Below are 18690 nucleotides of genomic sequence, written 5' to 3'. Positions count from 1 at the left end.
TAGGCACGCCGCCAGCGTTCGTCCTGAGCCAGGATCAAACTCTCAATAAAAGTTTGGTTCATAGCGAACTGAATCGCTGGCTCGAAAATCGATCTCGTAACACTCGTTTAGTTTTCAAGGATCAATCTGGTAAAACATGCCGCTCATCAGCGACGTTTATTAGACTAACACACATTCTCTGGCTCGTCAACCGTTTCGTGTCATTTCTTCATCAGCGGCGACAGGACTTATCTTACCACCTTCCCCACGCATACTCAACCGGCTTCCCGAAACAAACCCAAACAAAAACGAAAAAGACGCCGGATCTCTCCGGCGCCCTCTCGTGATTACTCGTCTTTCTTCTCAATCTGCCAACGCAAGAATCCGTCGATGAACGAATCGATGTCGCCGTCCATCACCGCTTGCACGTTGCCGACCTCCACGCCGGTGCGGTGGTCCTTCACCAGCGAGTAAGGATGGAACACATAAGAACGGATCTGGCTGCCCCACGCAATGTCCTTTTGCTCGCCGCGAAGAGCCGCAACCTCTTCCTCTTGACGCTTTCGCTCCAATTCGTAGAGCTTCGCCGCAAGGACTTTCATCGCCGCTGCACGGTTTTTGATCTGCGAACGCTCCGATTGGCAGGTGACGACCACACCGGTCGGCATGTGTGTGATCCGCACGGCCGAGTCGGTCGTGTTGATGTGCTGACCGCCCGCACCGGATGCACGATAGGTATCGATCTTCAGATCGACCTCGCGGATCTCGATGTTGACGTTCTCATCCATCTCCGGAATCACGTCCACCGACGAGAACGACGTGTGCCTGCGTCCCGACGCATCAAACGGAGAGATCCGCACGAGTCGATGCACGCCGCGCTCCGCCTTCAGATATCCGAATGCGTTGTAGCCTTTGATCAGCAGGGTGACGCTCTTGATCCCCGCTTCCTCGCCCGGCAGATAGTCGAGCGTCTCCAGCTTAAACCCGCGTTTCTCCGCCCAGCGCATATACATGCGCGTCAACATCGAAGCCCAATCCTGCGACTCGGTGCCACCGGCCCCCGGATGCAGTTCGAGGATCGCGTTGTTCTTGTCGTACGGGTCGCTGAGCAGCAATTCCAACTCAAAATCGCTGAGCTCTTTTTTCAGCTTCTCAACGCCTTTGTCGCACTCCTTGAACAGATCGTCATCCTTTTCTTCCTGCGCCAGTTCGATCATCACTTCGAGATCTTCAAAGTCGGTGGAAAACTGCTCCATCTTGTCAACGGAGCCTTTCAGCGCGTTGTTCTCACTGATCACCGCCTGCGCCGCGTCCTGGTCATCCCAGAACGCCGGCTGCGACATCAGCTCTTCCAGCGCGGCAATTCGTGCCTTTTTGCCAGGGAGGTCAAAGAGACCTCCCGATGTCCGCCAATCGCTTGGCTGTAGTTTGCATCTCTTGGCGAAGTTCGCCAAACGTCTGTGCTGCCATGGTTACACCACTCCCGTATTATTCGCTGCGAGTCGGTTTGCCGTCCTCGCCCGGGCCGACCTTGACGAGGTCCAAGCCAAACGCCACGCTTTGCGGTGCCGCCTGCGCCACATAGGACTTGAACACGTAGGTGACGACCTCTTCGCGGATGTTGTGGATCATCTCCTCGAACATCTCGAAGCCTTCGAATTTGTAATCCATCAACGGGTCGCGCTGGCCGTATGCACGCAGGTGAATGCCTTGGCGCAGCTGCTCCATCGCGTCGATGTGGTCGATCCATTTGCTGTCGACGGCGCGCAGCAGGATCACTTTTTCAAATTCGCGCATCTGATCGCCGAGTTGCTGCTCGCGAGCGGCATACGATTCGTCTGCCTTCCCGTGCAGCAGTTCGCCGATCTCTTCGTGCGTCGCGTACTGTTGCAGTTCCTCAAGGGTAACTTGCCCCTCCGCGAGGAAACGGCCTTCCGCATACTCGAGCATCGCTGCCAGATCCCAGTCCTCGTGGACTTGATCCCGCGGGCAATAGGTCGCGATCGTCGAGTCGACCAATTCGTGCAACATGTCCTTGACGACGTGCGTGCAGTCTTCGCTGTCGAGGATCTCGCGACGCTGTTTGTACATGACGACGCGTTGCTGGTTCATGACATCATCATACTTGAGCACGTGCTTGCGAATGTCAAAGTTGTTGCCTTCGACTTTCTTTTGTGCGCTTTCAATCGCCTTGGAGACGATGCCCGCTTGGATCGGCTGGTCTTCTTCAAGGCCCAGTTTCTCCATGATACCCATGATATTCTCCGAGCCGAACAGACGCATCAGGTCATCTTCCAGCGACAGATAAAATTGGGTCGAACCCGGGTCGCCTTGACGTCCTGCACGGCCGCGCAGCTGGTTGTCGATACGGCGGGACTCATGGCGTTCGGTGCCGATGATGTGCAAGCCGCCCAGTTCCGCAACGCCTTCGCCGAGCATGATATCGGTGCCGCGGCCCGCCATGTTCGTCGCGATGGTGACCGCGCCGCGCTGACCGGCCTTCGAGACGATCTCCGCCTCTTTTTCATGCTGCTTTGCGTTCAGGACGCTGTGCGGGATGCCCTTTTGTTTCAGCAAAGAGGACAGATACTCCGATTTTTCGATAGAGGTCGTGCCGACCAGCACCGGTTGTCCCGTCGCGTGGCGCGCTGTGATCTCTTCCACGGTCGCGTTAAATTTGCCGCGCACGTTTTTGTAGATCTGATCGGCCATGTCGTCGCGCAGGTTCGGACGGTTGGTCGGGATCGTCACGACGTCCATGCCGTAGATCGAGCGGAATTCCTCTTCCTCAGTCTTCGCCGTACCGGTCATGCCGGACAGCTTGTTATAGCCGCGGAAGTAGTTTTGCAGCGTGATCGTCGCCAGCGTCTTCGATTCGTTCTGAACGCGCACGCCCTCTTTCGCTTCGATCGCTTGGTGCAGACCGTCGCTGTAGCGGCGACCGTGCATCAGGCGGCCGGTGAACTCGTCGACGATGATGATCTCGTCATCCTGCACGACGTAGTCCTTGTCGCGGTGCATCGTCACACGCGCCTTCATCGCTTGGGTGACGTGGTGGTTGACGACCATGTTTTCCGGGTCGAACAAGTTGGTCACGCCGAAATAGCGCTCCGCCTTCTTCGCACCGACCTCGGTCAAAGCGACCGACTTCGCCTTCTCGTCGTGGTTGTAATCCACCTCGTTGCGCAGGCCCGAGACGAAGATGTTCGCACGGAAATACAACTCGGTCGACTTTTCGCCTTGACCGGAGATGATCAGCGGCGTGCGCGCTTCGTCGATCAGGATCGAGTCGACTTCGTCGATGATGCAGTAGTTCAGCGGACGCTGGACCATCTGCTCAAACGAGAGCGCCATGTTGTCGCGCAGGAAGTCAAAGCCAAACTCGTTGTTCGTGCCGTACGTGATGTCGGACGCGTACGCCCGCTTTTTCGTCTCGTGATCGAGACCGTGCACGTTCAGTCCGACGGTCAGACCGAGGAAGCGGTGCAGTTGCCCCATCTCCTCCGAGTCGCGGCGCGCCAGATAGTCGTTGACCGTGATGACGTGGACGCCTTGTCCCGAAATCGCGTTCAGGTACGACGGCAGAGTCGCCACCAGCGTCTTGCCCTCACCGGTGCGCATCTCGGCGATGCGTCCTTGGTGCAGTACGATGCCGCCCATCATCTGGACGTCATAATGGCGCTTGCCCAGCACGCGCTTGCCCGCTTCACGGACGACCGCGTATGCTTCCGGCAGCAGTTGGTCAAGCGTTTCGCCTTTGCTGAAACGATCCTTGAACTCAACGGTCAAACCGCGAAGTTGATCATCGCTGAGAGATTCCATTTTCGGCTCAAGCAAGTTGATCTGTTGAACGATTTTATATAGCTTTTTAACCTCTCGTTCGTTGCTGTCCCCAACAAGTTTTTTCAGGAGGCCCAACATAAAAGGTTTCGCCCCTCTCCAGAAGTAACATAGACAAATCCAAAACCATAGCCACGACTTGTCTTAGTATAAAATTGTAACACTTTTTCGCCTGCTTCCACAACCTGTATTGCAAAACTGTCGGATTCTATGTAAATATCAGGTGACCATCTCATTAGGCCACCTGTCTTTGTAAATCGAACGTCGCCCTTTTCTCACAACAACTGCCGCTGTTTCTGACGGTCGTCCGCCTCCTGATCGCCGCGCAGCAGGCCGAGCAAGACCCCGAAGATGATCGCCAATCCCCACAGGCTCGCCACCGTCTGCCAAGCGATCACAGCGAGCAGGATCACGACGATCTCGACCAGCCACGGATGCACGTAAAACGCTTTCCTGAGATTCCAAAACAAAATCTGCGCGACTTTCAAGACGAGGAAAAAGACCACCACCAACAAGAGCCAACTCCATATGGTCACAGCTGCCACCTCCGTACCACATCTTATGCGGAGGTGCTTGGGCAGGTGTCCCTTTCTCTCTGCGGTTTCTTTGTTTCCCCAGGGCCGAGTTCTTCGCGCAACAACCGGAGCCCGCCCGACACGAGCGTCTGACCTCCGAGCAAGATCGGGATCGGGGCTGCTGCCGCCGCACGTGCCATTTCACGCAAATCTAGATCGTGCACGTCATCGTCCATCAGCAGATCGGCAGCAAAGCGGTCTCCGTCGGATATCTCCCGCCGTTGCTCGGCCAGCACCACCCGTGTATCGAACAACACGAGCGCACACGACTGTGCAACATGCGAAAAAAATCCCTGCCATCCGAGCGCTCGCACCAGCTCGCCGACGAGGCTTCTCACCTCGCCCCGCTCGATTCGCCCCAGCGCCTTCATCCCGCGCTCCTCCGAATACAGCCGCAGCCGCAGCTGACAGGCCTGCGCAAACCGCTCCGCCTCGACCGGATGAGCACGACCGATCACCGCCACGTCGCGGTACTCACCCTGCCGCAGCCGATCGAACGCTTCCTCCAGCCGCACACGATGTTCGAATGCCAAGACCGCCTCCCGCAACCTGTGCCCGGCTCGCGGGCTTTTGGCGGCGAGCAGCGCGTCAAGCGGCGTGTCCACATCATATGCGAACATCAGTTCGCTCGGCAAATAAAGTGCTGTCAGAGCGGCCTGTTTCTCCAGCGCAAATCCAAAATCATTATCCGTCCGGCACTCTTTCACTTCGAATGCGCTCCGGGCCGGGGCAAAGAAAATCAGGTCGGGCGACAGGCGGTTGTTCAGCCACGCGCATCCCGGCTCCTCCCGTTCAGCCAACTGCTCGATCCCCTCCGCCGTCAAGAACGGCGCAGCGCTTCCGCCGAGCACCAGCACAGACTCCTCCGGATGCGCCATATGCGCCCGGATCGCCGCTTGCACCTCGCTCAGCCAGACGAAAGGCTCTCCTGTCCTTCGGGTCGCACAGCCGATCTCAGCCGCCTGCCGGAGCAGGTCCTCCTCATCCGACACAAACACCGTGCGCACGCCTGTTGCCGCCTGACACCGCTCGGCAAGATCGAGGGCCATCGCCCGGCGCACCCCGCTCATCGCCCGCAGTATGCCCGTTTCACAGGCTCCGTATCCACCAGCCAACACCACTGCCAACATCGACCTGGGCCCCTCCCCTCCACACCATTCAAAAAGGCCAACCCCGAAGGGCTGGCCGGATCATTCCATCTGAAGCGCCGATCAACCGAAGACCGGTTCGATCAGGCCGTATTGACCGTCTTTGCGTTTGTACACGACGTTTACCTCTTCTGTATCCGCGTTGCTGAACACGTAGAAGTCATGGCCGAGAAGGTCCATCTGCATGATCGCTTCATCGATCACCATCGGTTTGACGGCAAATCGTTTGGTGCGCACGACCTCTGCATCTTCCTCGCCGCCGGCCAAAGCTCCCACCGGAGCCGCTTCCACCTCTTTGAACAGATCGTGGATGCCCTCCAATTTGAGGCGACGGGCGAGTTTCGTTTTATGTTTCTCAATCTGCTTTTCCAGCTTCTCGGAAACGTTGTCGATCGAAGCATACATGTCACCGGTACGCTCTTCGGCCCGGATGATAATTCCGTGGTCTAGCGGCATCGTCACCTCGACCGCATGCAGGTCTTTGATGACCGAGAGGGTAACGTGGACAGTATGGGTAGACGGAGCATGGAAGTACTTCTCCAAACGGCCAATCTTTTTCTCGGCATAACTGTGCAACGACTCAGTCACCTCAAGATTACTGCCTCTGACTTGGATTTTCATGCTGTACTCCTCCCTTCTCTTCGTACTTATGGTATTCCGGAAAGGAGGCCCGTACTCCTGCATGAGACGACAATTTTTTACCAATTCTTTTTGCGAATCCTCTTGCAAAAAATACAAAACCCTCGGGTCATAAGCGACCCAAGGGTTTAGATGCCATGTTCGTCTTCTTATATACGAACTACGTTGGCCGCTTGCGGCCCGCGGCTGCCTTCCACAATGTCGAACTCCACATCGTCGCCTTCGTTCAAGCTTTTGAAACCTTCGGATTGGATTGCAGAGAAATGAACAAATACGTCGTCCCCACCCGAATACTCGATGAAACCATAACCCTTCTCATTGTTGAACCATTTTACTTTCCCTTGCATAATTCTTATTCCTCCTGACAAATCGTCCTGAGAACCTCCACTCAGGCCGTACAGAATGACTTGCGATTGATACGAGAGGTTGCTATCTAGCCTACTCACGAAACGCCCTGCTTATGCAGGGCGCCTGAGAAAATTTTTTCGATCCTTTTCAGAGCACCTTGGAGAGGAAATTGCGCGTCCGCTCGTTCTGCGGATTGCCAAACAGATCGGCCGGCTTCCCTTCTTCCATGATGTACCCTTGATCCATAAACAACACGCGATCACCCACTTCGCGGGCAAACCCCATCTCGTGCGTGACGACGACCATCGTCATGCCTTCTTGGGCCAGTTTTTTCATGACATCGAGCACTTCGCCGACCATCTCCGGGTCGAGAGCCGAGGTCGGCTCATCGAATAGCATGATCTTCGGATTCATCGCCAGTGCCCGTGCGATCGCCACACGCTGCTGTTGGCCACCGGAGAGCTGGTTCGGGTACGCGTTCGCCTTGTCGCGCAGGCCGACTTTTCCGAGCAGTTCCAGCGCAGTCTCCCGCGCCTTTGCCTTCGACTCTTTGCGCACCATCTGCGGCGCGAGCGTGATGTTTTCCAGCACCGTTTTGTGCGGGAACAGGTTAAAGCGTTGGAAGACCATGCCGACTTCGCGGCGCACGGCATTGATGTCGATGCGCGGGTCGGTGATGTTTTTCTCGAGCACGATCACCTCGCCGGACGTGATGTCTTCGAGACGGTTCAGACAGCGCAGAAAGGTCGATTTCCCGGAGCCGGACGGGCCGATGACACAGACCACTTCCCGCTCTTTGATCTCGCAGTCGACGCCTTTGAGAACTTCGTTTTGACCGAACGACTTGTGCAGGTTGCGGACTGTGATCATAAGGTTCCATACTTCCTTTCCAAGAACTTGACGACCTGTGCGAGCAACATCGTCAACACGAGATACATCAACGCCAGCGTCAGGTACGGCTCCCACGCGAGGTAGGTTTTGCCCTGCATCAGCTTGGCATAGAACGTCATCTCCTGCAGCGAGATCGCGGCGAGCAGAGACGAGTCTTTCAGCAGCATGATCGCTTCATTGCCCAGCGGCGGCAACATGCGGCGCACCGCTTGCGGCAGGATGACGGTGCGCATGGCTTGTCCTTGCGTCAGACCGAGCGAGCGCGCAGCTTCCATCTGGCCGCGGTCGATCGACTGGATGCCAGCGCGGAAGATCTCCGCGATGTATGCGCCCGCGTTCAAAGACAGGGCGACGATACCCGACACAAACGCCGACGATTTGCCGAAGATCCCCGGCATCACCGCAAAGTGAATCAGGAGGATCTGCACGAACAGCGGCGTGCCCCGAAAGAAGCCGACATAGATGTTGGACAACCAGCGCAGCGGCGCGATCTTCGTCAGACGGCCCATGCCTGCGAACAGACCGAGCACCGTGCCGAGGATCACGGCGATCACGGTGAGCTCCACCGTCATCACGAGACCATCGAAGAAATAAGGCAAATATTTAATCAACGCATCCCATTGAAAATCTGTCATGACTCACACTCCTTCAACAAAAATGCATGGAGAAGGGAAAAATGCGCAACCCGTTTACAGGGTTGCGCACCTCCCGTAATCCAGCTCTCATAAATGGGATCGGATTATTTTTTGAAGCCGTACTTTTTATTGATTTCGTCGAGCTTGCCGTTTTCTTTGATCTTTTTGATCCCGTCGTTGAGCAACTTTTGCACTTCCGAGTTGTTTTTCTTCACAACAAAGCCGTAGTTTTCTTTCTCGAAGGAGGTGTCCACAACCGTTTCCAGACCGTCCGCCCCGTTGTTTTTCACATACTCCAGCACGACGCCGTTGTCGCCGACCGCAGCTTCCGCGTTGCCGTTTTTCAGTTCGAGCAGAGCGAGCGGCATTGCTTCAAAACGCTTGATGTCCTTGCTGTCGGTGCCCAGCAGGTTCGAGACGACCTCTTCGCCGGTGGTGGCGCTTTGCACCGCGACCACTTTGCCTTTCAGGTCGTTCAGGGACTTGATATCGGCGCCTTTTTTGAAGATGATCATCTGCGTCGCATCAAAGTACGGGTCGGAAAAATCGAACGTTTTCTTGCGCTCGTCGGTGATCGTCACCGCCGATGCGACCAGATCGACGTCGCCTTGGTTCAGGGAGAGGAAGATCCCGTCCCACGAGATATGTTGGTAAGTGAACTTCGCGCCGACTTCTGCGCCAATCGCGTTGAGCACATCGATGTCAAAGCCTTTGATCGTGTCGCCGTCTTTCGATTCAAACGGTGCATAGGTTGCGTCGGTGCCGACCTTGTACTCTTTCACCGTTCCGGTCGAACCGCCTGCGTTGTCTTTCGGAGCCGTCGTCTCGCTGGAGCCGCAACCGACCGCCACCAAGCTCAGGCCCACGATCAACGAGCCTGCCACTGCGGTTTTCCAATTCTTTTTCATCTTTGGTTCCCCCTTATATCGAGATGAGGATCTCTCTATTTTTTTCTGAATCTTTCACTTTATTGTATATGATACAGATGAATCTCGTATACAGAAAATAATAATACACGCCGATCAATAAATATGCAAACGGAAGAAAAATAGAACCGCCGACCTCATCAGATCGGCGGCTGTTGCTTATTTCAGTACGAATGTCTCCAATAAAACCGGTGTGACCAGACCTTCCACGAGGCCCGCCACGACCAGCAACAACACGATCACCCACGAGATGCTGAACACTTCGCGGAACACGTGTTTAAAGCTTTGCATCCGCGTCATCTCCGGCAGCGGGCGGAACCAGATCAGCCCGAGCTTGATGCCAAAGGCGGCCGCGATAAAGATCGCCGGCAACTCAAAGATCCCGTGCGGCAACAAACCGTAGAGGACCATCTCCCACAAAGATCCGTGCTCCCCGGCCATCTGAAAGACCACGCCGACCGTCAATCCGTTCAGGAAGAGGGCAAAAACGGTCAAGAAAGCAAACGGGATGCCGTACAACATCATCGCAAATGAGGCCATCAGGTTGTTGAGGAAGATCACGCCCGAGGTGTAGAGCGGGCTGTTTTTGGCTTGTGTCTTTTCCACGATGTCTTGCAGATGCTGCAGGCTGGTCGCAACCAGTTCCATCAGCGCTTCCTGAAAGACCGCCCCGAGCACCCATCCGATCATAAACAAGGCAGCAGCAAGCAGGATATACGAACGATTTTGGCGCAAGATGCGCAGGCTTTGCATGAATGATCTCTCCTTGATCGGCATCGTGCCCGTCCGCATAATCGGACGGGCTTTGCCATAGAGTAAAGGGGACAAAAATCGCAATTCTTTATGAGTTGGAGGTGCTGTTTTCTTGCGTAAAGATCGTGCCTATCGACGCCAAGCCAAGCAGCTCGGCGTCCTGTTCATGACGGTCCTGTTGTTTATGGGCTTGCTCTGGTCGCAGGCGGATACGACCAGCGTCTTCCCCGCCGCTGCAGTCGAAACGGCCGGCAAGAAGAAAGAAGTGAAAAAGCCGGTGCCTGCCGGTGCCATCTATAAGGTGGAAACGGAGAAAAAGATCGTTGCACTCACGTTCGATATCTCCTGGGGTGAAAAAGCACCGGGTCCGATCCTCGACATCCTCGAACAAAAAGGCGTGAAGAAGGCGACCTTCTTCCTCTCCGGTCCGTGGACGACCACCCACCCGGAACTGGCCAAACGGATCAAGACGATGGGCTACGAAATCGGCAACCACGGTCACAAACACGACGATTTCCCCAAATACCCCAACGAATGGATTCGCGAACAAGTGACCAAATCGGAGCAGGCGATCCTCGATACCACCGGCGTCAAGACCAATCTGATCCGCACGCCAAACGGCGCTTTTGACAAGCGCGTCGTGAAACAACTGAACGACATGGGCTACACGGTCGTGCAATGGCACACCGACTCCCGCGACTGGATGCGTCCGGGGCCGGACAAGATCGTCGAACGCGTGGTGACCAAGGCAGTGCCGGGCGACATCATCCTGATGCACGCCAGCGACTCCGCTCTGCAGACGATCGACGCTCTGCCCCGCATCATCGACGGATTAAAGCAAAAAGGCTATGATTTCGTGTCTGTCAGCGAACTGTTGGCCAACGCCAACGTCTCGTCGCGACAAGAGTAGCTTGTATGCATGTGTATGCGAAAACAGCCCTCACTTGACAGGTGAGGGCTGTTTTACGGTTGCGCCTAGCTCATTTTTATCGTTCGGCTGATTTAAAAGACGCGTGTACATGAACAGGATGTACACGTTGCACCCCAGCAAGATCAAGCCGATCAACGTGGTTTGCAGCCCTGCGTTGGACTTCAGCGCGACAAACCACTCGACCCCCGTCATCACGTAGAGGAAGAAGACGGCCGGGATGAAGTTTTTCATGCCGGAGATCTTGCCCTTTACGAATGCCGCGACAAACGCAATCAACAGCGGCCAGATCGCAAACAGGACGAACGGGGTCAGACTGCCCTCCCCTTTGCCTGTCCACAACCAGCGGAAGTAGATGAGGTCGTAGAAGACCAATGCGATCAACAGCACCTGAATGATCTGCCAGATGCGGAACGACACGAAGTTGCGCATGGTGAAGTTTAACGTCAGATACGCCCAGAAGCCCATCATCGTCGTGGCGGACAGGAAACCGCCGGTGATGATGCCCGTCTGAAGGCTCACATGGAACAACTCGGTCACAGCCGAGAGAGCTCCTAACAGACAGCCGACCAGCGCGGTCGACAGAAACAATTTCCAGAACTTGCGAAGGTTCATCTTGCGCCCTCCTTGGCTTTGCAAACTTCCCTTATCATATCATAGATCCCGCATCATTCGACAATCATTTCCCGGAAGGCAGGAAATGGACACATCTTGCCTGTATACGTTTGTTCCCAAGACACAAACTAACATCATCCAATAAAGGGGGTGACGTACCGTTGAAACGTCCTGGAACAATCGGACAGATCGCAGCTATCCTCATGGTCTTCCTCCTGACGTTCGTCAGCGTCAATGGGTGCAGCTCCGGCGGCGGCGGTTCGCAGTCGCAATCAAGCGGCGGGGCCCAAGAGACGGAAGCCAACGCCCGCTATAATGAAACCAAATCGATGGTCCTCGATATCCTCCATACCAAAGAAGGCATGGACACGTTAAAAGACATCGTACGTGACCCGCAGTTCAAACATTCCTTGGCGATCAACGAAGCAGATGTGCAGATCGCCATGCAAAAAGCGTTGACGGACGGTTCCGCTCACCTGACATTGCAAGAGCAGATGCGCAACCCGAAGTTTGCCACCGCATTGGCGAAAGCATTTAAAAAGGACAACGAGAAGACGTTGAAATTGCTCATGCAAGACCCCGAGTACCAAATGATGATGCTCGATCTGATGAAGTCTCCGGAGTTCACCCGCAACCTCTACGACTTGATGAAAACGCCGGAGTACCGGAAACAGACGATGGCGATCATGACGCAAGCGTTGCAAAATCCGGAGTTTCGCCTGATGTATTTGGAACTGATCAAAGAAGCGATCCGAGAAGGCACCACCGAACGCACGCCGAACGAAAAGAAAGCCCAGGGCCAAAGCACAGGCGGGGGCGAAGAGAAGAAAAAAGAAGAGGGCGGCGAAGAGAAAAAGAAAGACGAAGGCGGAGAAGAGAAGAAGAAAGAGGAGAAAAAAGAGAGCGAGGGCGGAGAAGAAGGCGGCGAATCCGGCGGCAAGGAAAGCGGCGGCGGAGAAGGTGGCGGCGGCGGTGGTGGCGGTGGAAGTTAATCCACGACACTCCCAACCCCTGACAGCCTACCGCTGTGTTCCAAACCGCATGGCCACACATACGTTTTTCCAAGTGATAGCATAGACGTAAAAAACCACCCGTCGAGCGGGTGGTTTTTTGCTGTATCTAGAAGTTTTCGCGATCGCCGACCATCGTCACCGCATCGATTTTTCGGCCGATCGTCTTGGCGAGACGGGCGTATGCTTCACCCTGAGGCGTCTGCGGATCATAGATCGCATCGCCCTTTTCTTCAGCCACACCGAGCGGGATCTGAGCGAGCACTTCGGTCTTTAACTCCAGCGCGAGGCGTTCGCCGCCGCCTTTGCCAAAGATGTAATGCTTCTCGCCATGCGCTTCGAAGTACGACATGTTTTCCACGACACCGAGGATCTCGTGATTGGTCTGGATCGCCATCGTACCGACGCGCGCAGCCACCTCGGTCGCATGCAACTGCGGCGTGGTGACGATGACTTCCTTGCTCTTCGGCAGCATCTGGTGGACGTCGAGCGCCATATCACCCGTGCCAGGCGGCATGTCCAGCAGCATGATGTCGATGTCGCCCCAATGGACTTCCGCAAAGAAGTTGCGCATCATCTTGCCGAGCATCGGGCCGCGCCAGATCACCGGACGGTTGTCCGGCACGAAGAAATGCATCGAGATGATCTTGACATCATGCTTGATCACCGGCAACAGCATGTTGTCGATCAACGTTGGCTTTTGATCGCCGATGCCAAAGATACCGGGGATCGAGAACCCGTAGATGTCCGCATCGATCACGCCGACGCGATAGCCCATTTTGGCCAGCGCCACGGCGAGGTTGGCGGTCACGGTCGATTTGCCGACGCCGCCTTTGCCCGATGCGATCGCAAGAAACAATGTCTTAGACTCCGGATCGAGCAAGGTGGGGACCGGCTGGTCCTTTGTCCCTTGCAGGACCGCGCGGAAATTGGCGCGCTCTTCATCGGTCATCGTGCCCAGTTGCAAGTCGTACGTCTTCAGCCCGTCCACTTGTGCCAATGCCTCGCGCACGTCCATGTCGATCTTGTTGCGCAACGGGCAACCCGCGATGGTCAACACGACCTCGATGGCTGCGTGATCACCTTTGATCTCCACTTTGCGCACCATGCCCAGTTCCACGATGCTTTTATGTACTTCAGGATCTTGTACAGGACGCAGAGCGTCCAGAATGGCCTGTTCGGTCAACATTGTGCCACCTCCTCAAAATCAGCGGTATCAGTATACCACATTTTTAATGCGTCTCGATTTTTTGCGGCTCTTTGAGCTGCACGTTCTTTTCAAATGATACCCCATCTTCCACCCAGCGCACCGTGAACTCGCGCACATCTTGGGATCGCATCTGATAATGCGCGCTGTCACCCGGCTTGAGCCTGACGGTCTCCCCGGCAGGCACCGTCTGACCGTCTTTTGTTTGCAGGGCGATCACCGATACGCTCTCCTGTGTTTTCGTTTCGGCGACGGTGACCTGATCCGCGTGTGTTGCGCCTTGGTTGACCAGTTTGAAATACGGGTAGGCCGAGTGTGCTGCGTCTACGATAAGGTTTGCCTGTGCCTGTTTGCCCGTTGGCTCGCTCTCATGTCCGCCGGAACAGCCTGCGCACGCAAAGACCGCGACAGCCAGGCACAGACCTTGCCACAACTGCTTTTTCAACGTGCGACCTCCTATTTTTCCGCGTAGTACGCGAGAATTCCCTTGTATACAGCGTTGGCCAGTTTCTCTTGATGATCGTGATCGGTCAGTTGTTTCGCCTCGGCAGGATTGGACAGGAAGCCGAGTTCAACCAACACGCCGACCTTCTCTGCCCGTTTGAGCAGATAGATATCATTGCGCTTTTTGATCGTGCGCGAGTTGCCCAGCCGTTCTCCAAACTGCTTTTGCACCATCTCGGCCAGCAGTTTGCTGTCCTCCTGTTGATCCTGGTAGAACGTTTGTGCACCCGACCATTTGGAGGAGGGGATCGCATTGCAATGCAACGAGATGAACAGCGACGCTTCCGACTCGCGGATCAAACGGGCCCGTTCGCGCAAGTCTTCGTTCTTGCGGCGGGAATAGCCTCTCGTCTCTGCTTCAGCCAGATCGACGTCGTCTTCGCGGATCATCACCACATCGGCTCCGGCGGCGATCAGCATCCCTCGCAGCTGTTCCGCGACGGCCAGCGTGACCTCTTTCTCCAAGATGCCCGACTCACTGACCGCTCCCGGGTCCACGCCGCCGTGACCGGCATCGAGGATGATCGTCTCCCCCTGCAACGGCAGCGTCCACGAGACGGACGGCTCTGTCCCCCATTGTCCGATCCCCCAGTATAACCCGACTGAAGCAATCAAGAAAAAAACGACTGCGACACCAAAACGCCAGACCGGCATCGATTCGCGTTGTTCCATTCCCTCTGGTCCCTCCTTGGGCGCCTCATACTCATCTTGTCCCAAGGAAGCATATGCTAACAGATACAAAAAAAGAAGGACAACCAAATGGTGTCCTTCTCTTTGCAGATGATATTCTGCTGAAAACTGCTGATTAACGCTTCGAGAATTGCGGAGCGCGACGAGCAGCTTTGAGGCCGTATTTCTTACGTTCTTTCATACGCGGGTCACGGGTCAGGAAGCCAGCGCGCTTCAGACCGCCACGCAGTTCCGGGTCAGCTTTCAGCAACGCACGGGAGATACCGTGACGGATTGCGCCAGCTTGACCGGACATGCCGCCGCCCTTGACGTTAACGAGAACGTCGTACTTACCGACGGTTTCGGTGAGCAGGAGCGGTTGCTTCACGATCAGTTTCAGGGTTTCCAGACCAAAGTACTCGTCCATGCCACGGCGGTTGATAACAACGTTACCGTCGCCCGGTACGAGACGAACGCGAGCTACAGAGTGTTTACGACGACCAGTTCCCCAATATTGTACTTGTGCCATTCGAACTCAAACCTCCCTTATTACTTTGCTTCCCAGACGATCGGGTTTTGTGCTGCATGGCCATGTTCGGTGCCAGCGTATACGCGCAGCTTGGTCAGCTGCTTGCGGCCCAGCGTGTTCTTCGGCAGCATGCCTTTAACAGCTTCGAAGAGAACGCGCTCCGGCTTGGTAGCCAGCATGGTACCAGCAGTGGTTTCTTTCAGACCGCCCGGATACAGGGAGTGACGATAGTAGATTTTGTTTTGCAGTTTCTTACCGGTGAAGACAACCTTCTCAGCGTTGATCAGGATGACAAAGTCACCGGTGTCAACACCCGGGGTGAACTCCGGCTTGTGCTTGCCACGCAGGATCGATGCAACTTCAGAAGCAAGACGACCTACAGTTTTACCTGCAGCATCGATGATATACCATTTACGCTCCACGGCATTCGGTTTCGCCATGTACGTCGTACGCATAGTAATTCCCTCCTAGGAAATGCTCATGGTTTTTTGGCCGGGGCCCGTGGGATTGGGCGGCTAAAATACCAAAAATAATTTTACCCCAATAACTTCGGAAAGTCAAGGGAGCCTACTCGTATAAAACTTCCCACATCGTCAGACCGTGCGCAGGTGCCGTCACGCCGGCCTGCGTGCGATCGCAGGCGGAAAGGATCGTCGGTATCGCATCCGGGGAGATCCTGTCCCGACCGACGTCGAGCAACGTGCCGGCGATGATCCGCACCATGTTGTAGAGGAATCCCTCACCGCGACAGGTGATCGTCAACAGATGGTCCTCCCGTGTCAACTCGACATGATGGAGGAGTCGAACTTTGTTTTCAACCGGAGTGTTGGCCGCACAGAAGCTCGTAAAATCATGTCGTCCGGCGAGATGTCGGGCTGCTTCGATCATCGGTTCGATCCGCAGCGGATAGGGGTAATGGTAGGCGTAGAGACGCGTGAACACGTTTGGAGACGCGCTGAGGTCGATCTGATAGCGGTAGACCTTCCCCTTCGCGGAAAAACGCGAATGGAAGTCGGGCGGCATCTCCTCCGCCGCCGTCACCACCAGATCATCCGGCAGTCGCGTGTTCAGCGCGATCGGCCATTTCTCCACCGGGATCCTGACATCGGTTTCGAAATTGACCACCTGAGCGCGTGCGTGGACCCCAGCATCCGTCCGTCCCGAACCGATGATCGAAACGGGGTGCTGTGCGACACGCCCGATCACCTCTTCCAAGACGCCCTGCACGGTACGCAGGTTCGGCTGCACTTGAAATCCGTGAAAATTAGTTCCGTCATAAGCGATCGTAAGCTTGATGTTTCGCATATGCCCTCCGCGACCCTGTTGCAGAAAGTGCAGACAGTTACATAGACAAACGAGGCTTGCCGGCCGTTCCGGCAAACCTCGTACGCGCTGCCCTTTCCCGAAGTGGATTAAACCAGTTCGAGGTAGACCATCGGCGCGCCGTCACCGCGACGCGGCCCGATTTTCATGATCCGGGTGTATCCGCCTTGACGCTCTTGGTAACGCGGTGCGATCTCGGAGAAGAGCTTTTGGATAGCATCTTGGTTGGTTTCAGCGTCCGCGATCTCCGGACGTACGAAGGATGCTACTTGACGACGAGCGTGCAGGTCGCCACGCTTCGCCAGGGTGATCAGTTTTTCAGCTACGGAACGCAGTTCCTTTGCCTTTGCTTCGGTGGTTTGGATGCGCTCGTAGATGAACAGGTCGGTAACTTGGCTGCGGAAAAGAGCCTTGCGGTTACCGGTGCGACGGTTCAGCTTTCTGTATGCCACTTGATTTCCCTCCCTCTCAAAAGGTGGTTATTTCGTATCTATGATCAGTCTTCTTTCCGGAGCGAGAGGCCGAGTTCTTGCAGTTTTTCCTGCACTTCTTCCAGCGACTTGCGTCCGAGATTCCGGACCTTCATCATTTCTTCCTCTGTTTTAGAGCAGAGTTCTTGAACCGTGTTGATACCGGCACGCTTCAAGCAGTTATAGGAGCGGACGGAAAGTTCCAGTTCCTCGATCGTCATCTCGAGGACTTTCTCTTTCTTGTCGTCTTCCTTTTCGATCATGATCTCCGTGTCACGCACTTTGTCGGTCAGACCCACAAACAACATGAGGTGCTCGTTCAAGATCTTCGCACCAAGGCTTACCGCTTCATCCGGACGAATGGAACCATCCGACCAGACTTCAAGGGTCAGCTTGTCATAGTTGGTCACCTGGCCGACGCGGGTGTTTTCCACGGTATAGTTCACGCGTTCGATCGGCGTGTAGATGGAGTCGATCGGGATGATGCCAATCTCCATGTCTTCTTTCTTATTACGGTCCGCCGGCACGTATCCGCGTCCGCGGTTCGCCGTAATCTCCATGAAGAGCTTCGCGCCTTCCGCCAAAGTGGCGATGTGCAAATCCGGGTTGAGGACGTCAACATCCGAATCGCCGCGAATGTCAGCCGCCGTGATGACACCCGGCCCTTCCGCATCGATCGTCAGTGTCTTTTCCTCGTCGGAATGGATTTTCAGCGAAAGCCGTTTGAGATTCAAGATGATCTCGGTCGTGTCTTCCACAACGCCCGGAATCGTCGAGAACTCGTGGAGGACCCCTTCAATCTTGACAGTGGTCGCAGCTGCCCCCGGCAGGGAGGACAGCAGAATACGCCGCAGCGAGTTTCCGAGGGTGGTCCCGTAACCACGCTCCAGCGGCTCCACAACGAATTTCCCATACGATCCGTTCTCGTTGATTTCGACAGTCTCGATTCTCGGCTTTTCAATTTCGATCATGCACGTAACCCTCCTTCTCGACAACTCGAACATTCCGGTGAGACGCTAGCTTTGCTGAGGGTGATAGTCTGCCGAGAACACTCAAATCTTAGCGGGAGTAGAGCTCGACGATCATTTGCTCAGCAACTGGAACGTCGATTTCGTCACGTGCCGGTACGCGTGCAATACGCGCAGACTTGGTGTTCAGGTCTCTCTCAAGCCATGCCGGAGCTGCCTTCGATTCAGCAGATTCCACGAGTTCTTTAACGCGCGGAGTGTCGAGGGACGCATCTGCGATCGAGATCACGTCGCCCGGTTTAGCTTGGTAGGACGGAATGTCCAGACGCTTGCCATTGACCAGGATGTGACCATGCTTGACGATTTGACGAGCTTCCGGACGGGAAGCTGCAAAGCCAGCGCGGTACACGACGTTATCCAGTCGGCTTTCGAGGATCTGAAGCAGCGTTTCACCCGTGATGCCTTTGCGGCGGGTAGCTTCTTCGTAGTAGCCGCGGAATTGCTTTTCCAGTACCCCGTAAACGCGGCGAGCTTTCTGCTTTTCACGCAACTGGGTGCCGTACTCCGAGACTTTCTTACGTCCTTGGCCGTGTTGGCCCGGGGCGTAAGCACGGCGGTCGATTGCACACTTTGCCGTGTAGCAACGGTCGCCTTTCAGATACAATTTAACGCCTTCACGGCGGCAAAGTCGGCATACAGAACCGGTGTATCTTGCCATTCTAGTATTGACACC

At 55.5% G+C, this 18690-nt stretch carries 23 protein-coding genes; 3 read left to right on the top strand and 20 right to left on the bottom strand.

The genetic code is table 11. The annotated features are described in order from the left end of the window. Positions 1-326: hypothetical protein (locus OS242_RS20790; RefSeq protein WP_267153596.1), on the top strand; the 326-nt coding region annotated here is incomplete at its 5' end. On the opposite strand, the gene prfB is transcribed toward OS242_RS20790, so the two are convergent. The 10 genes from prfB to OS242_RS20740 all read right to left on the bottom strand — a co-directional run bounded on the left by prfB (position 327) and on the right by OS242_RS20740 (position 9734). After that, positions 327-1449 (bottom strand): peptide chain release factor 2 gene (gene prfB / locus OS242_RS20785; protein ID WP_267153595.1). Its coding sequence is split into 2 segments (ribosomal slippage): positions 327-1367 and positions 1369-1449, totalling 1122 coding nucleotides; the frame shifts between segments, so codons are not numbered across the junction. It abuts the gene before it with no gap. Between the two features lie 18 nt (positions 1450-1467). Then, the gene (gene secA, locus OS242_RS20780) at positions 1468-3900 is read right to left on the bottom strand and encodes a preprotein translocase subunit SecA (RefSeq protein ID WP_267153594.1); all 2433 of its coding nucleotides are present in this window, start codon (positions 3898-3900) and stop codon (positions 1468-1470) included. Between the two features lie 194 nt (positions 3901-4094). Continuing rightward, on the bottom strand, positions 4095-4355 hold the full coding sequence (locus OS242_RS20775) for a hypothetical protein (protein WP_267153593.1): 261 nt from the start codon (positions 4353-4355) through the stop codon (positions 4095-4097). Between the two features lie 23 nt (positions 4356-4378). Further along, positions 4379-5524, bottom strand: a complete 1146-nt coding sequence (locus OS242_RS20770) for a hypothetical protein (protein WP_267153592.1) — start codon at positions 5522-5524, stop codon at positions 4379-4381. Positions 5525-5605: 81 nt separating this feature from the next. Continuing rightward, complete coding sequence (gene hpf, locus OS242_RS20765) at positions 5606-6163, bottom strand: ribosome hibernation-promoting factor, HPF/YfiA family (RefSeq protein WP_267153591.1); 558 nt, start codon at positions 6161-6163, stop codon at positions 5606-5608. 167 nt (positions 6164-6330) lie between these two features. Further along, a complete protein-coding gene (locus OS242_RS20760; RefSeq protein ID WP_267153590.1) occupies positions 6331-6528 on the bottom strand; it encodes a cold shock domain-containing protein in 198 nt (65 codons plus the stop codon). Between the two features lie 148 nt (positions 6529-6676). After that, positions 6677-7399 (bottom strand): amino acid ABC transporter ATP-binding protein, encoded by a 723-nt coding sequence (locus OS242_RS20755; RefSeq protein ID WP_267153589.1) that lies wholly within the window; start codon positions 7397-7399, stop codon positions 6677-6679. Next, the gene (locus OS242_RS20750; RefSeq protein ID WP_267153588.1) at positions 7396-8055 is read right to left on the bottom strand and encodes an amino acid ABC transporter permease; all 660 of its coding nucleotides are present in this window, start codon (positions 8053-8055) and stop codon (positions 7396-7398) included. Before OS242_RS20750 ends, OS242_RS20755 begins: the two co-directional genes overlap by 4 nt. 104 nt (positions 8056-8159) lie before the next feature. Then, positions 8160-8963 (bottom strand): basic amino acid ABC transporter substrate-binding protein, encoded by an 804-nt coding sequence (locus OS242_RS20745; protein WP_267153587.1) that lies wholly within the window; start codon positions 8961-8963, stop codon positions 8160-8162. A 177-nt stretch (positions 8964-9140) separates the two neighbouring features. Continuing rightward, a complete protein-coding gene (locus tag OS242_RS20740; protein WP_267153586.1) occupies positions 9141-9734 on the bottom strand; it encodes a stage II sporulation protein M in 594 nt (197 codons plus the stop codon). Between the two features lie 166 nt (positions 9735-9900). On the opposite strand from OS242_RS20740, the gene pdaB reads away from it, so the two are divergent. After that, complete coding sequence (gene pdaB / locus OS242_RS20735; protein WP_407702140.1) at positions 9901-10644, top strand: polysaccharide deacetylase family sporulation protein PdaB; 744 nt, start codon at positions 9901-9903, stop codon at positions 10642-10644. A 30-nt stretch (positions 10645-10674) separates the two neighbouring features. Here the strand turns inward: pdaB and OS242_RS20730 are convergent, their stop codons facing one another. Next, positions 10675-11277, bottom strand: a complete 603-nt coding sequence (locus OS242_RS20730) for a KinB-signaling pathway activation protein (protein WP_267153584.1) — start codon at positions 11275-11277, stop codon at positions 10675-10677. 161 nt (positions 11278-11438) lie between these two features. Here OS242_RS20730 and gerD point away from each other — a divergent pair, with 161 nt between their 5' ends. Continuing rightward, positions 11439-12269 carry a spore germination lipoprotein GerD gene (gerD, locus tag OS242_RS20725; RefSeq protein ID WP_267153583.1) on the top strand — a complete coding sequence of 277 codons (831 nt, stop codon included), beginning with the start codon at positions 11439-11441 and terminating at the stop codon, positions 12267-12269. 127 nt (positions 12270-12396) lie between these two features. On the opposite strand, the gene OS242_RS20720 is transcribed toward gerD, so the two are convergent. The 9 genes from OS242_RS20720 to rpsD form a co-directional block, all read right to left on the bottom strand. Continuing rightward, positions 12397-13476, bottom strand: a complete 1080-nt coding sequence (locus tag OS242_RS20720) for an Mrp/NBP35 family ATP-binding protein (RefSeq protein ID WP_267153582.1) — start codon at positions 13474-13476, stop codon at positions 12397-12399. Positions 13477-13519: 43 nt separating this feature from the next. Further along, entirely contained in the window at positions 13520-13939 is a 420-nt protein-coding gene (locus tag OS242_RS20715; RefSeq protein ID WP_267153581.1) for a copper chaperone PCu(A)C, read from the bottom strand. Positions 13940-13950: 11 nt separating this feature from the next. Beyond that, entirely contained in the window at positions 13951-14670 is a 720-nt protein-coding gene (gene cwlD, locus OS242_RS20710) for an N-acetylmuramoyl-L-alanine amidase CwlD (protein ID WP_267153580.1), read from the bottom strand. 133 nt (positions 14671-14803) lie between these two features. Beyond that, positions 14804-15196 carry a 30S ribosomal protein S9 gene (rpsI, locus tag OS242_RS20705; RefSeq protein ID WP_267153579.1) on the bottom strand — a complete coding sequence of 131 codons (393 nt, stop codon included), beginning with the start codon at positions 15194-15196 and terminating at the stop codon, positions 14804-14806. 20 nt (positions 15197-15216) lie between these two features. Beyond that, positions 15217-15651: a 50S ribosomal protein L13 gene (rplM, locus tag OS242_RS20700; RefSeq protein WP_267153578.1), complete on the bottom strand. Its 435-nt coding sequence runs from the start codon at positions 15649-15651 to the stop codon at positions 15217-15219. Between the two features lie 112 nt (positions 15652-15763). After that, positions 15764-16501, bottom strand: a complete 738-nt coding sequence (gene truA, locus OS242_RS20695) for a tRNA pseudouridine(38-40) synthase TruA (protein ID WP_267153577.1) — start codon at positions 16499-16501, stop codon at positions 15764-15766. A 107-nt stretch (positions 16502-16608) separates the two neighbouring features. Then, positions 16609-16971 carry a 50S ribosomal protein L17 gene (gene rplQ / locus OS242_RS20690; RefSeq protein WP_267153576.1) on the bottom strand — a complete coding sequence of 121 codons (363 nt, stop codon included), beginning with the start codon at positions 16969-16971 and terminating at the stop codon, positions 16609-16611. Between the two features lie 44 nt (positions 16972-17015). Next, on the bottom strand, positions 17016-17960 hold the full coding sequence (locus OS242_RS20685; protein WP_267153575.1) for a DNA-directed RNA polymerase subunit alpha: 945 nt from the start codon (positions 17958-17960) through the stop codon (positions 17016-17018). 88 nt (positions 17961-18048) lie between these two features. Further along, positions 18049-18675 (bottom strand): 30S ribosomal protein S4, encoded by a 627-nt coding sequence (gene rpsD, locus OS242_RS20680; RefSeq protein WP_267153574.1) that lies wholly within the window; start codon positions 18673-18675, stop codon positions 18049-18051. Positions 18676-18690 lie beyond the last annotated feature (15 nt).

Source organism: Tumebacillus lacus, from assembly GCF_026410385.1.
GTDB classification, from domain to species: Bacteria; Bacillota; Bacilli; order Tumebacillales; family Tumebacillaceae; genus Tumebacillus; species Tumebacillus lacus.
This window is presented reverse-complemented; position numbering and strand designations above follow the sequence as displayed.